The organism is Pontibacter sp. YIM B11418, assembly GCF_059278805.1.
Map to the genome: position 1 here is coordinate 592416 of NZ_JCAEMH010000001.1, position 13773 is coordinate 606188.

16 protein-coding genes and 4 tRNA genes are annotated in these 13773 nt (G+C 47.2%); 4 read left to right on the forward strand and 16 right to left on the reverse strand.

The genetic code is table 11. The features are described from left to right. Nucleotides 1-109 precede the first annotated feature (109 nt). The 12 genes from rplL to AC4QZR_RS02680 form a co-directional block, all read right to left on the reverse strand. Nucleotides 110-490: a 50S ribosomal protein L7/L12 gene (gene rplL, locus AC4QZR_RS02625; protein WP_007654319.1), complete on the reverse strand. Its 381-nt coding sequence runs from the start codon at nucleotides 488-490 to the stop codon at nucleotides 110-112. A gap of 41 nt (nucleotides 491-531) precedes the next feature. After that, a complete protein-coding gene (gene rplJ / locus AC4QZR_RS02630) occupies nucleotides 532-1056 on the reverse strand; it encodes a 50S ribosomal protein L10 (protein ID WP_253400899.1) in 525 nt (174 codons plus the stop codon). Nucleotides 1057-1060: 4 nt separating this feature from the next. Continuing rightward, nucleotides 1061-1753 (reverse strand): 50S ribosomal protein L1, encoded by a 693-nt coding sequence (gene rplA / locus AC4QZR_RS02635; protein ID WP_007654321.1) that lies wholly within the window; start codon nucleotides 1751-1753, stop codon nucleotides 1061-1063. A gap of 16 nt (nucleotides 1754-1769) precedes the next feature. Then, nucleotides 1770-2213, reverse strand: a complete 444-nt coding sequence (gene rplK, locus AC4QZR_RS02640; RefSeq protein ID WP_007654322.1) for a 50S ribosomal protein L11 — start codon at nucleotides 2211-2213, stop codon at nucleotides 1770-1772. Between the two features lie 12 nt (nucleotides 2214-2225). Further along, a complete protein-coding gene (nusG, locus tag AC4QZR_RS02645; protein WP_253400900.1) occupies nucleotides 2226-2783 on the reverse strand; it encodes a transcription termination/antitermination protein NusG in 558 nt (185 codons plus the stop codon). Nucleotides 2784-2792: 9 nt separating this feature from the next. Continuing rightward, nucleotides 2793-2984, reverse strand: coding sequence for a preprotein translocase subunit SecE (secE, locus tag AC4QZR_RS02650; protein WP_188501539.1), 192 nt, complete (start codon nucleotides 2982-2984; stop codon nucleotides 2793-2795). Nucleotides 2985-3012: 28 nt separating this feature from the next. Then, nucleotides 3013-3085 (reverse strand) — tRNA-Trp (locus AC4QZR_RS02655). A 107-nt stretch (nucleotides 3086-3192) separates the two neighbouring features. Beyond that, complete coding sequence (gene tuf / locus AC4QZR_RS02660; RefSeq protein WP_253400901.1) at nucleotides 3193-4380, reverse strand: elongation factor Tu; 1188 nt, start codon at nucleotides 4378-4380, stop codon at nucleotides 3193-3195. 69 nt (nucleotides 4381-4449) lie between these two features. Further along, nucleotides 4450-4521: transfer RNA gene (locus AC4QZR_RS02665), tRNA-Thr, on the reverse strand. Between the two features lie 112 nt (nucleotides 4522-4633). Then, nucleotides 4634-4706: transfer RNA gene (locus AC4QZR_RS02670), tRNA-Gly, on the reverse strand. A 40-nt stretch (nucleotides 4707-4746) separates the two neighbouring features. Then, nucleotides 4747-4829: transfer RNA gene (locus tag AC4QZR_RS02675), tRNA-Tyr, on the reverse strand. A 154-nt stretch (nucleotides 4830-4983) separates the two neighbouring features. Then, entirely contained in the window at nucleotides 4984-7539 is a 2556-nt protein-coding gene (locus AC4QZR_RS02680; RefSeq protein WP_494479510.1) for a M1 family aminopeptidase, read from the reverse strand. An 87-nt stretch (nucleotides 7540-7626) separates the two neighbouring features. Between AC4QZR_RS02680 and AC4QZR_RS02685 the strand changes: the two genes are divergently transcribed. From AC4QZR_RS02685 to frr, 3 genes are all read left to right on the forward strand, one after another. Continuing rightward, nucleotides 7627-8124 carry an acyl-CoA carboxylase biotin carboxyl carrier protein subunit gene (locus AC4QZR_RS02685; RefSeq protein WP_253400903.1) on the forward strand — a complete coding sequence of 166 codons (498 nt, stop codon included), beginning with the start codon at nucleotides 7627-7629 and terminating at the stop codon, nucleotides 8122-8124. 84 nt (nucleotides 8125-8208) lie between these two features. Continuing rightward, nucleotides 8209-8994, forward strand: coding sequence for a UMP kinase (gene pyrH / locus AC4QZR_RS02690; RefSeq protein ID WP_494479511.1), 786 nt, complete (start codon nucleotides 8209-8211; stop codon nucleotides 8992-8994). Nucleotides 8995-9046: 52 nt separating this feature from the next. Continuing rightward, nucleotides 9047-9610: a ribosome recycling factor gene (gene frr / locus AC4QZR_RS02695; RefSeq protein WP_253400905.1), complete on the forward strand. Its 564-nt coding sequence runs from the start codon at nucleotides 9047-9049 to the stop codon at nucleotides 9608-9610. A gap of 74 nt (nucleotides 9611-9684) precedes the next feature. Here the strand turns inward: frr and nadD are convergent, their stop codons facing one another. The 4 genes from nadD to AC4QZR_RS02715 are packed head-to-tail and all read right to left on the reverse strand — an operon-like array spanning nucleotide 9685 to nucleotide 11745. Continuing rightward, nucleotides 9685-10257, reverse strand: coding sequence for a nicotinate (nicotinamide) nucleotide adenylyltransferase (gene nadD, locus AC4QZR_RS02700; protein ID WP_494479512.1), 573 nt, complete (start codon nucleotides 10255-10257; stop codon nucleotides 9685-9687). Then, nucleotides 10254-10838, reverse strand: a complete 585-nt coding sequence (gmk, locus tag AC4QZR_RS02705) for a guanylate kinase (protein WP_494479513.1) — start codon at nucleotides 10836-10838, stop codon at nucleotides 10254-10256. Before gmk ends, nadD begins: the two co-directional genes overlap by 4 nt. 6 nt (nucleotides 10839-10844) lie before the next feature. Next, the gene (locus tag AC4QZR_RS02710; protein ID WP_253400908.1) at nucleotides 10845-11126 is read right to left on the reverse strand and encodes a zf-HC2 domain-containing protein; all 282 of its coding nucleotides are present in this window, start codon (nucleotides 11124-11126) and stop codon (nucleotides 10845-10847) included. Between the two features lie 25 nt (nucleotides 11127-11151). Then, nucleotides 11152-11745 (reverse strand): sigma-70 family RNA polymerase sigma factor, encoded by a 594-nt coding sequence (locus tag AC4QZR_RS02715; protein ID WP_007653448.1) that lies wholly within the window; start codon nucleotides 11743-11745, stop codon nucleotides 11152-11154. Nucleotides 11746-12012: 267 nt separating this feature from the next. On the opposite strand from AC4QZR_RS02715, the gene AC4QZR_RS02720 reads away from it, so the two are divergent. After that, on the forward strand, nucleotides 12013-13551 hold the full coding sequence (locus AC4QZR_RS02720; RefSeq protein ID WP_494479514.1) for a glycosyltransferase family 2 protein: 1539 nt from the start codon (nucleotides 12013-12015) through the stop codon (nucleotides 13549-13551). Nucleotides 13552-13773 lie beyond the last annotated feature (222 nt).

Here is a 13773-nt window from a genome sequence, read left to right on the forward strand (position 1 = left end):
GAATTGGTTACGGGCAAAAAAAGGATTCAAATTTGAATCCATATACAAACAGGAAAAGACCTGACGAAACTGCCAGGTCTACCTGTTGTCGGTATGTTGGTAAGTGAGATTATTTAACCTCTACTTCAGCACCAGCTTCTTCCAAAGATTTCTTCAGTGATTCAGCTTCGTTCTTGTCTACGCCTTCTTTCAAAGGCTTAGGAGCGCCGTCTACCAATTCTTTAGCTTCTTTCAGGCCAAGACCAGTCAATTCTTTTACAAGCTTAACTACTGCAAGCTTAGATGCACCAGCTGACTTAAGGATTACGTCAAAAGAAGTTTTTTCTTCTGCAGCAGCTCCTCCTTCAGCAGCACCACCACCAGCCATCATAACTGGAGCAGCAGCAGCTGGCTCGATACCATACTCATCCTTAAGAATTGTAGCTAGTTCATTAACCTCTTTCACAGTTAAGTTTACTAACTGCTCAGCGAATGCTTTCAAATCTGCCATTTTATTGAAATTAAAAGTTACTTATTGATTACGTTTTTAAATTATTCTTTTTCAGATAGGGTTTTCAGGATGCCGGCTAGTTTGCCGCCGCTGCTCTGAAGAGCAGAAACAACATTCTTAGCTGGAGACTGAAGCAAGCCAATGATATCACCGATAAGCTCGTTCTTAGACTTGATGCTGGCAAGTGTATCAAGTTGGCTTTCACCAACGTAAATACCGCCATCAATGTAGGCACCCTTCAACAATGGAAGTGCATTGCCTTTCTTTCTAAAGTCTTTCAACAGCTTACCAGGAGCATTTCCTGATTCAGCAGAAAACACGATACCAGATGAACCTTTCAGTACTTCTTCCAGAGAAGTAGTGTCCGCTTCTAGGGTATCTAATGCTTTCTTAATGAAAGTGTTTTTGTAAACTTTGTACTCGAGGCCTCTTTCAAAGGCCATTCTCCTGAACTGGTTGATGCCGGCTACGCTCATGGTAGACGCATCTGTGATATAGAAATAGTTAGTGTTCGCTAACTTCTCGCTCAGGTCTTTAACAATTATCTCTTTTTCTTCCCTGGTCATGTTCTTAGATAGTTGCGTTCTTGTCAACGATTACGGCCGGGCTCATTGTGCTAGACAATGTTATGCTCTTAATGTAAGTACCCTTTGCTGAAGATGGCTTCAGGCGGTTCAGTGTAGCAATTACTTCAGCAGCGTTAGCAGCTAGCTGCTCTGGAGAGAAGGAAACTTTGCCAACGCTCGTATGGATGATGCCATACTTGTCAACTTTAAAGTCGATCTTACCGGCTTTTACTTCTTTTACTGCTTTAGCAACGTCTTGTGTAACTGTACCAGACTTAGGGTTTGGCATCAGGTTACGAGGACCCAGAATTCTACCTAAACGGCCAACTTTAGCCATTACGGCAGGCATCGTGATGATCACATCTACATCTGTCCAGCCTTTTTCAATCTTTTGGATATAATCATCCAGACCTACGAAGTCAGCTCCTGCATCTTTGGCTTCCTGCTCTTTGTCAGGTGTTACCAATGCCAGTACTTTTACGTCTTTACCGGTGCCATGTGGGAGGGTAACGATACCACGAACCATCTGGTCGGCTTTGCGAGGGTCAACGCCTAAGCGTACATCAATATCAACAGAGGCATCAAACTTGGTAAAAGTGATATCTTTTACTACTGAAGCCGCATCTGTTAAAGAATACTCTTTTGTCAGGTCAGCCTTTTCTAAAGCTGCTTTCCTGTTCTTTGAAATCTTCGCCATTATCCTTTAACTCTAATTATTCGTTCCACGGAGCGTTTCCAGACACTGTTATGCCCATGCTTCTCGCTGTACCAGCAACCATCTTCATGGCGGCCTCCAGTTTGAAAGCATTTAAGTCAGGCATTTTCAGCTCTGCAATCTCTCTCACCTGATCCCATGTAACTGAACCTACTTTGTTACGGTTAGGCTCTTTCGAACCTCCCTTAATTTTAGCAGCATCCATTAACAATACCGGAGCAGGGGGCGTCTTAATAACGAAGTCGAAGGACTTATCTGCGTATATTGTAATCAACACTGGTAACACTTGTCCTGGCTTATCCTGTGTTCTAGCATTAAACTGCTTACAGAACTCCATGATGTTAAGACCTTTAGAACCAAGTGCAGGTCCAATCGGTGGCGATGGGTTCGCGGCACCTCCCTTTACCTGAAGTTTCAGGTAACCTTTTATTTCCTTTGCCATTATTTGTATTTACTACGATTCTTTTTCTACCTGCATGTAATTCAACTCAACTGGTGTGTTACGGCCGAATATTTTCACCATAACATTGAGTTTCTTACGTTCTTCGAACACTTCCTCCACAGTACCTGAGAATCCACTGAAAGGACCGTCCATCACTTTCACCATTTCTCCAACTAAGAATGGAGTATCCAACACTTCTGCCTGCTCTTCTGCTTCATCAACAGTACCCAGTATTCTGTTTACTTCTGTCTGGCGCAGCGGAACCGGCTTTTTATTTTGGCCTCCCTCGTTTGATCCAAGGAAACCTATAACGCCTGGTGTACTGATGATAATGTGCTCAGCTTCACCATGCGAAAGATCAGCTTGTACAAGGACATAGCCTGGGAAAAAGTTTCTCTCTCGGATCTTTTTCTTCCCACCCCGCATCTCATACACCTTTTCGGCTGGTATGAGAACCTGGGGAACGTACTCGCCAAGATTTTGCCTTACGACTTCGTTTTCAAGGTACGCTTTTGCTTTTTTCTCCTGTCCGCTAACTGCGCGAACCACATACCATTTTAAATCAGCCATAGACCTAGATTAAAACTGGTTGTAAAACCAAGACAGCGTAGAGTCAAAAACAAAATCCATAGCTCCAACAACCAGAGCAAATATCAAAGACCCGATCAACACCAATACAGAACTATTCTGTAGTTCAGAATATGCAGGCCATGAAACTTTGTTTTTCATTTCCTCCACTGTCTCGTCTATGTAGCCTTTTACTTTGCTCATCGCCTTCGCTTTAATAAATTTAATATTGCACGGGTGGAGAGACTCGAACTCCCAGCCAATGGTTTTGGAGACCACTACTCTACCAATTGAGCTACACCCGTAAAAAAATGCACACCAATTTTAATTGGAGTGCAAATTTATTTAAAAGAATATTAAAAACAAACCCGTTCCCGAAAAAGATTCCAGAAACGGGCTTGTTTAATATTATTTAGGCAATGATTTCAGTTACCTGACCGGCACCTACTGTTCTACCACCCTCACGGATAGCGAAACGAAGGCCTTTCTCCATCGCCACAGCGTTGATCAAAGTCACATCAATAGTGATGTTATCACCTGGCATAACCATTTCTACACCTTCTGGCAGCATGATCTCTCCAGTAACGTCTGTCGTTCTGAAGTAGAACTGTGGACGATACTTGTTAAAGAATGGCGTGTGACGGCCACCTTCTTCTTTAGAAAGAACGTAAACCTCGGCTTTGAATTTCGTGTGAGGCTTCACAGAACCTGGCTTACAGATAACCATACCACGACGGATATCAGTTTTCTCAATACCACGAAGAAGAAGACCTACGTTGTCACCAGCTTCACCTCTGTCAAGGATCTTACGGAACATCTCAACACCAGTAACTACTGACTTCAAGTTCTCAGCTCCCATACCAAGGATCTCAACCTGCTCACCAGAGTTGATAACACCACGCTCGATACGGCCTGTTGCTACAGTACCACGACCAGTGATTGAGAATACGTCCTCAACTGGCATCAAGAATGGAAGGTCAGTCAAACGAGCTGGGATTGGAATCCAGCTATCAACTGCAGCCATCAACTCTTCAATAGTAGCAACCCATTTCGCATCACCGTTCAAGCCACCAAGTGCTGAACCCTGAATAACTGGGATGTTATCGCCGTCGAAGTCATAGAAAGAAAGAAGCTCACGGATTTCCATCTCAACAAGCTCAAGAAGCTCTGGATCGTCCACCATGTCCACTTTGTTCATGAATACTACTAGCTGAGGTACACCTACCTGACGAGCAAGAAGGATGTGCTCACGCGTCTGTGGCATTGGGCCATCAGTTGCAGCAACCACAAGGATAGCGCCGTCCATCTGTGCAGCACCTGTAACCATGTTCTTCACGTAGTCAGCGTGACCTGGGCAGTCAACGTGAGCATAGTGACGGTTCTCAGTTGCGTACTCTACGTGAGAAGTATTAATAGTAATACCTCTTTCTTTTTCTTCTGGAGCGTTATCAATAGAAGAGAAGTCGCGAAGTGTAGCAAGACCTTTATTAGCCAAAACTGTTGTAATGGCAGCAGTCAAAGTTGTTTTGCCGTGGTCAACGTGACCGATTGTACCGATGTTTACGTGCGGTTTGGAACGGTCAAATGTTTCTTTAGCCATTGTATGATAATTAAATTAAGGTTAAAACGTTTAAGTATGTTGCGTTAATTATACACGTAACGGACTTTGAGCCAACGATGGGAATTGAACCCACGACCCCTTCCTTACCAAGGAAGTACTCTACCCCTGAGCTACGTCGGCTTTTTCCATCACTTATCTTAAAAATGAGTTTATACTAAAAAGGAAATCCATCTTCATGAAATTCCTCACCAGACAACCCATATTTGATAAGCAGCACGCTGTTTGCCTATTGAGCGGGAGACGAGGGTCGAACTCGCGGCCTATAGCTTGGAAGGCTATCGCTCTACCAACTGAGCTACTCCCGCTTCTAATGCAGCAAACCATTAAAATGCGTGGTCTTAATTGTGGGGAGAGCAGGATTCGAACCTGCGAAGTATCACTACAACGGAGTTACAGTCCGTCCCATTTGGCCGCTCTGGAATCTCCCCAAATATTTAACCTGGCTGACTTATTCAGCCTCTCCTTAGCTCGTCAAAACTGCTTTTCTGCCAGCTGCTTGTTCTAAGGAGATGCAAAATTAAGCGCTTTTTCTTTCCAGTCAAATATTCTCTGTAAAATAATTCACTTTTTTTTACCGGTGCATTACAATGAAACCTGATTATACAGTTCCAATAGCCTTTTATCCTGCTCGTTCGCTCTTATTTCCTTAAGCAATTCCACTATCTCGGGACGCTCTGAGTGCACCATAAGTGTCTGAAAGGCAGCCATGCGCACAAAATACAATGAATGATTCTGCGCCATTTCTGACAGCATGTTGATCGCTTCAGGTTTATAGGTTTCCGGGTTCACTGCCATGAACGCTCCATAGCTTTGCAGCAGATAGTACAGCCCCGACCCTTTGGCATTCTTCAGCTGCTTCATGAACCATTCGTACTTTCCCGGACCTCCTTTCACGGCGTAGTAGGATGCCAGTGCCAGCACAATCTCCTCGTTTGTCTCTTTTTCAAAAGCCGCCAGGCGCTGGTTGATATCCGGTGCCTCCGTCATGGCATAACTCAGTATACCTGCCGCCGCTACTTTATAAGAACTGTCCCGCATAGCTGCCTTATATAGGTCAGTGTATTCATCTTCACCCCACTCTGACAGCAGCATGATTGCACCCGCTCTCACTTCCCCTTTCTTATCACTTTCTGCCATTCGCTGCACGATCGGCTCCAAGGATTCGGTGTGCTTAGCCGGCAATCGACCTGCCACGTCCAAGGCTAGATTTCGAATTGCCCAGAAGTTGTCCTTCAAAGCGCCTTGCAGCAACGTCGCCATTTCCTGCTGGTTCAACTCCTGCCCGAGCTCCTCTAACGCTCCCAATCGCGGAGCCAGGGCCTTTGCATTTTTGAATTGGAAAACCAGCTCTTCGGTTGTCTTTGCATGCTCCACTGTGCCGAGTAGCTGCTGCTCGCTGTCGAACAGTACGAGCTGGGGCTCAGTACTTGCTGGTAAAGTGAAAACTTGATTGGCTTTGGTAATTTCGATACCATGCTCGGTTTTTTTCCCGTTTTCCCAGATGGCTACTTTCAGAGGCAATTTGTATACCGGCTGGTAGAGGGTGTCCTGCTGCTGCCATACCTGTAGCTTAAGCGCACCATTCTGATAGGTATGGTTTACTTTCAGTTCCGGATGGCCGGCACGCATAAACCACTGGTCAAAGAACCACATCAGGTCTTCCCCGGTAGTATCTTCAAAGGCCATACGCAATTCGGCCACCTCTACATCCGAGAGTTTATTTTTCGTAAGGTAACGGTTAAGCGAGACGAAGAAAGCTTCATCGCCAACGTATTTGCGCAGCATGTGCAGCACGCGTCCCCCTTTGGCGTAAGAGTGGCTGTCGAACATGTCTTCGCGGTCAGCGTAGCGGTAGCGGATCAGCGGCTCCCGTTTTGTTTCGGACTCATCGAGATACTGACCCAGCTCCTCCAGGTAATGGAAGGCAGCCTCATCAGCACCATACTTGTGCTCCGTCCATAGGTATTCAGAGTAGTTGGCAAAGGCCTCGTTAAGCGGCAGGTTGGCCCACGACTCGGTGGTGACATAGTTGCCAAACCAATGGTGGAACAACTCATGCGCAATAATGCCATCCCAGTTCTTGTCCAGCAGTTCCCGTTCGTTCAGCTGCAGGTCCTCCATAAAGGTAGAGGCTGTAGTGTTTTCCATGGCCCCCGACACAAAGTCGCGAACGACCACCTGAGAATACTTCGACCAGGGGTAATTCACACCTAACTTTTTTGAAAAGAACTCCATCATTTCGGGGGTGTTGCCAAATATTTTTTTGGCAGTTTTCTCATAGGCTGGCTCCACATAATAATCAACTTCCAGGTCGCGCCATTTGTCTTTCACTACAGCATACTCCCCTATCGCCATCATGGCCAGGTATGGCGCATGGGGCTGCTCCATTTTCCAGTAATCGGTCTTGGTGCCGTTCGCGTTTTTGCGTGAGTAGATGAAGGTGCCGTTGGAGAGCGTGGTATATTTCTGATCTACCGTGATGTAAATCTCCTGTGTCATGCGCTCGTTGGGCGAGTCAATGGTTGGAAACCAGGCGGAATTGGCTTCTGTTTCGCCCTGTGTCCAGATCTGACGCGGTTTGTTTGCTTCCTCTCCTTTCGGGTTGATGAAGTACAGGCCCTTGTCCTGGGTGATGGCATCGCTGCCACCAACTGCCAGCTCGTTCGGTTTGGCTGTATAATCTATCTCCAGGGTATACTTGTCGTTCCGGGTATAGGCCTTGCCTAGGTCTATCGTCAGCTTCATGCCATCATAGGTATACTGGAGTTCTTTCGCCTCAGCATCATCCTGCATCAAATTCACGCTGTGAATATCGAAGCCTTTGGCGTCGAGCACGAGCTGGCGCTGCGGATAGAAATAAGGCTTGAGGGTAAGCTCCGCAAGGCCGTGCAGGTACTGCTTGTCCCAGTCAAAGCTGACACGCAGCTTGGTGTGCAGCAGGTCATGTACCCTGGCCTTGGATGGGTTGAAGGCATGGTTTTTGGGCGCCCATACAGGAGGCTCGGCCACCTCCAAGGCCGGTTTGCCTGCTACTGGCTCAACCACAGCAGTCGCCTTGGTTTGTTTATTCACACTGCAACCGCCTGTAAAAGCCATAGCGGCGGCAAGGCTAACTATGCTCAGAAACCTATGATTCATGATGGAATGTTTTAATTTTGAGCTCAATTTCTAAAAATACTCTGATAAATCAATTATCTTTAAGCTTCCAAAACCTGATTTATAAAGATGCTCCAGATAAAAACCGCTAACGACAAGACATGGCAGGTTGATATTCAAAAAGACGCTATTCTCCTTAATGGATCACCTTTCAACTGGGACATTTCCCCTCTTGGCCCTAACAAATACCACATCATAAAAGACGATAAGTCGTATACCGCAGAGCTGGTAGAGGCTGATTATCAGGCCAAAACATTCACTTTCAAGATAAACGGCGTGAAGCAGACCGTGAGTGCAAAGGACCGCTTCGACCTGCTACTCGATAAGCTGGGTATGAGCAATACCAATGCGCAGAAAGTGAACGATGTGAAGGCGCCGATGCCAGGTCTCATACTTGAAATAAAAGTGCAGCCCGGACAGGAAGTTAAAAAAGGAGATCCGATCATGATCCTGGAGGCCATGAAGATGGAAAATATTCTTAAGTCGCCTGGAGACGGCGTGGTGAGGGAGATAAAGGTAGCCGTGAAGCAGAACGTGGAGAAAAACCAGATCTTGATTCTATTTTAATTTTTTTGAGTTGCCAATTGGGCAGCACGTACTGCCTTGCCGCAGCATGAGCACCATAAACGTTAACATTACTATAAAACGACCGTGAAGTATAAAAGAATATTGCTGAAGTTAAGCGGCGAAGCGCTGATGGGAGAACAGCAGTACGGCATTGATTCAGACAGACTGATGCAGTACTCGCAGGAGATTAAGGAAGTAGCCGCACTTGGCATAGAGGTAGCAGTTGTGATCGGTGGAGGTAACATCTTCAGAGGTGTTCAGGCTGAGCAGGTGGGACTTGACCGCGTACAGGGCGACTACATGGGTATGCTTGCTACTGTCATTAACAGCATGGCTTTGCAGAGCGCCCTCGAAAAACTGGGTGTCTATACTCGTTTGCTGTCTGGCCTTAACATTCAGCAGGTATGCGAACCCTACATCCGCCGTCGTGCCGTACGTCACCTTGAGAAAGGGCGTGTCGTGATCTTCGGAGCTGGTACCGGCAATCCATACTTCACCACAGATTCCGCAGCCAGCCTTCGTGCAATTGAGATTGAGGCGGATGTCGTGCTCAAAGGAACCCGCGTAGACGGTATTTACTCTGCCGATCCGGAAAAAGACCCGAATGCAATCTTCTATTCTAGCATTTCATTCAAAGATGTATTTGAGAAAGGCCTGAACGTAATGGATATGACCGCCTTTACACTTTGCAAGGAAAACGATCTGCCTATCATCGTGTTTGACATGAACACAGCAGGCAACCTGAAGCGACTGGTACAGGGCGAGAAAATAGGCACGCTTGTGACCATGGAAGATCTGGTTGAATCGGTAGAGGCAACCGCAGACAAAATCCAGGCTACTGAGAGCGCCAGGCCGACTGACAGAAATTAGTAAAACCTAGTACATAAGATAACACGAAGAACCTTATTAAGCTAAAATTGATATGACGGAAGAAATTCAGTTTTACCTCAGCGAAGCCGAGGAGTCTATGCAGAAAGCATTACAGCACACTAACTCGGAGCTACTCAAAATCAGAGCCGGCAAAGCATCCCCTGCTATGGTAGAGGACCTGCGCGTAGATTACTACGGCACTCCAACCCCTATCTCCCAGGTAGCTAACATCACGGTGCCAGACGCCCGTACCCTGATGATCAAGCCATGGGAAAAGCAGATGGTGGCAGAAGTAGGCAAGGCCATCAAGAACAGTGACCTGAACCTGAATCCTCTTGTCGAGGCTGACGGCGTTCGTTTGAACATACCTCCGCTTACGGAAGAGCGTCGCCGTGACTTGGTAAAGCAGGCAAAAAATGAGACCGAAGGTGGCAAAATCGCTATCCGCAACATCCGTAAAGACGTGAACGACTCTCTACGCAAGCTGCAGAAAGAAGGAACTTCTGAGGATGCTGTTCGTGACGCGGAGGCCAAAGTGCAGAAGATGACTGATAGCTACATCGTGAAGATCGACGAGCTTCTGACCAAGAAAGAAGCTGAGATCATGACCGTGTAAGCTGCAGAACTATACCTTAAAAAAGGAGAAGCCCGCTGATTGCTCAGCGGGCTTCTCCTTTTTTAAGGTATAGCTTATAGGTATAGCTTGTGTACCTTAATATAGTCTGCCACTTCGTCGGGCACCATATATTTAATAGACTTCTCCTCTTTGATGCACTGCCTGATGAAGGTAGCTGAGATATCCAGCACAGGGGCTTTGACAAAGGTAACGTTCGGCATAGCAGGCAACTCGGTGGTCGTGGAGCCGGACCGCGGGTATACGTATACCCGGTGGTATTCCAATATCTTCTCTGAGTTCTTCCACTTCGGAAAGAGCGGCAGGTTGTCCTCCCCCATGATCAGCACAAATTCATAGCTCGGGTATTTTTCCTGCAGGTAGGTGAGCGTGTCGATGGTGTAGCTCGGTTTAGGCATGTTGAACTCGATGTTCGATACTCCAAGATCCGGGTTATCGGCCACAGCCAGCGACACCATGTGCAACCGGTCGAACTCATGCAGCAGTGTATTGCTTGGCTTAAAAGGATTCTGCGGCGACACCACCAGCCATACCGCATCCAGGTCAGTATTGGTGGCCATATAATTGGCCAGAATCAGGTGCCCGATATGGATGGGATTGAAGGAGCCGAACAGCAACCCTACTTTCATACGATAGCTGGTTCAGCGTTCAGGAACTCGTTCACCAGTTTTTCGGCTTTGCCACAAGCCTGTTCCAGGTTGTCGTTCACGATCACCTTATCAAACTGGTCTTCAAACTTCATCTCAAACTCCGCTTTGAACACGCGGCTTGAAATGCTGGACGCCGAGTCGGTGTTGCGGGCCTGCAGGCGCTTGGCCAGTTCCTCAATGGAGGGCGGCTTTACGAACACCGCCAATGCTCTCTCTTTGTAAAAATGCTTTATGCTTAGCCCTCCTTTTACATCCACGTCCAGTATCACGTGGTTGCCACTTTCCCAGATGCGCTCTATTTCAGATTTCAAAGTGCCGTAGAAGGCACCTTCGTATACTTCCTCCCACTCCACAAATTCGTCGTTGGCGATCTTCTGCTTGAATTCTTCCGGTGTTATGAAGTAGTAGTCTTTTCCGTTTTCCTCGGTGCGGCCGCGCTTGTCGCGTGTGCAGGCCGAAATAGAGAAGGCAAGCGATGGGTTTACCTGTAAGAGGTGCTTTACAATAGTAGTTTTGCCGGCACCGGAGGGAGCCGAAAAAATGATGATCTTTCCTTGCATCAGGGGTTATACAGTTTCTTGAATCCTTGCTTTAATGGACAAAGCTAAGCTTTCCGGCACAATTACGCGCTTAAGATGACCACATACAAGCCCTTTTAGGAGTTTTTGCTTTTGATGGCTTTCGAAGCAGGGAACGCACTCTTCGATATGGGTATTAAAATAGGACTGTTCTTCTGTGGAGGCCTCTCCATCAATCATCAGGTCCAATAACTTGACAATCTTGTCGCATTCCGACTCATGCCCGTCATCGGAAAGTTTCTGGTGCGTTTCTGTAAATCTTGATTCCATCTTAACTCAAAGTCTTTAGGTTATTCTAACTGTTATATCCCATGCTCTTCGCATACTTTTCCAACTTCTCTTTCAAAGAGTTACGGGCACGGTGCAACCTGGATCGCACAGTACCAATCGGTATATCCAGAATTTTAGCCATTTCCTCGTAGGTGAAGCCTTCAAGATCGCAAAGGATGATCACGGTCCTGAAGTCAACCGGCAATGCGTTTAGGGCGCTGGCCACTTCGTCGCCAATCAGGTCCTGTACACTTTCGGTGCGCATATCGGTGGTGGAGGCTACGCCGCCCTCACCCTCTACGTCGTCCGAATTGTAGTAGCCCTCGACCTCACTGTAGTCTACCTTGGCAGGCTGTTTGCTCTTTTTCCGGAACTCGTTGATGAAAGAGTTCTTCAGGATTCGGAACAGCCAGGCTTTTGCATTAGTTCCTTGCTCAAAGTAGTCGAAAAAGCGATAAGCCTTCAGGTATGTCTCCTGCACCAGGTCATTCGCATCATCTTCATCGAGGGTGAGCCTGTAGGCAAAATTGTACAAAGGATCCAGCACAGGCAGTAGCTCCGCCTCGAATCGGGCGTCTTTTTCCTCTTTACTCAACTGTTTACCTGTTTGCTCGCTCATTTGACTTGATTTTGTAATTGATAAAGTCGTAATCGCGTAATTATACGCAAATATAGAAATTTTAACTACATACCTTTCTAGCCGCGTTTGGGTTGCATGGAAGTGCTTCGGCATGTATAGGATAAGGCGCAATCAACCGCTCTAATCCTTATCTTTATTAGAAACATACGGAATTTCCGTACTTTCAGTAGTTCCTGCGCTTTTTTTAATTGATTTAAGTGTTAAAACTTAATTTTGCAGTTCAAACCTCTCAGGGGATTCCCAAGCATGGACCAAGCCATATCCGTTACCATTTTAACCAAAAACAGCCAGCAGTATCTTGCCGACTGTCTGCAATCATTGCATCGCTTTGCCGAGATAATTGTACTGGATAATGGCTCTACGGACGACACCCTAACCATAGCGGGCCACTTTCCGAATGTGCGCATCGTGGAGCATTCCTTTCTCGGGTTTGGACCGATGAAGAACCTGGCCGCGCAGCACGCCGCCCACCCCTGGGTCCTCTCCATCGACAGCGACGAGGTGCTTTCCCCCGAACTAGCGGACGAAATACTGCAGCTCGACCTCCGCGACACACGCAAGGTATACAGCTTCCTGCGCCACAACTTTTACGGCCGTAAGCATATCAAAGCCTGTGGCTGGGACAACGATTATGTGCTGCGCCTCTACCACAAAGACACGACCCGCTTTGCAGACCTGCCTGTGCACGAGTATATTCAAACGGATGGCTTGCAGTTACAGGCTTTGCGAGGCACCATGGACCACTTTTCTTTCAACAGCATTTCGCAGCTGATTGCCAAGATGGACCAGTATACGACCCTCTTTGCCAAAGAGAAACGATTCCGTAAAAGCTCCTCCCCTGCCAAAAGCTATCTTAAATGGGCCTTCTCGCTTTTCAGGAACTATGTGCTGCAGCGTGGGTTTTTGTATGGGTATGAAGGTATGGCCATTTCCTTCTCAAACGCCAACGGCACTTTTTACAAATACATGAAACTGCACGAAGAGAACCAGCGCCTCGGTATCAGCTTGATCATCACCACCTACAACTGGAAGGAAGCCCTGGGCACCGTACTCCGCAGCGCCTTCAAGCAAAGCGAACTGCCACGCGAAATTATTGTGGCCGATGACGGCTCGCGCGACGACACACGTGCCCTTGTACAGAGTTTAGCCAAGGAGTCGCCGGTGCCGTTGCTGCATAGCTGGCAGGAAGACCTTGGCTTCAGAGCGGCTGAGAGCCGCAACAGGGCCATCGCGATGGCGACCGGCGAGTATGTGGTAATCATTGACGGTGACATGGTGCTGCACCCCGATTTTTTGGAAGGCCACCGCCGGGCAGCACGAAAAGGCTATTTCACGCAGGGGAAGCGGGTGCTGCTGAGCCCGGAGCTGAGTCAGGACCTGATCAACCGTGGTCCCGCTCCCATCTCTCCTCTTTCGTCAGGTATAAAGAACAGGCTCAACGCCACCAACTCTCCATTTCTGTCTAAGCTTTTCAGCAAAGACAAAGCGGGTATAACGTCTATCAAGAGCTGCAACATGGGATTCTGGATGGAGGACATCATCCGGGTGAATGGCTTTAATGAGGATTTCGTGGGTTGGGGCCGGGAAGACAGTGAGTTTGCCATCCGGTTGCTCAACAGCGGCACTAAACGGCAAAACCTGGCTTTTGGAGGTGTGGCCTACCACCTGCATCACCAGGAAAACTCACGACAGAGCCTGGCCGAAAACGATGCTATACTGGAGAAAGCCGTAAATCAAAACAGCACCTTTTGCCCGAACGGTATCGACAAACACCTCACTAACTAATAAGCGAATCCCATTTTTTCTATGCCTATACCTGCTGTTTGGCTAAGTCTGTGGCAGGTATAGGCATTGCTTTTTTTCAGTACTGGGACAGTAGACAGAACAATGGCATAACATCAGGTATAGGATGCAGGCAACAAAATTTTAGCTTTAGAGTAGTATAAATATTAAGCTATTTTTTATTACAAAATATATTAGCTGCATATATTATTCTCTCTAACGCCC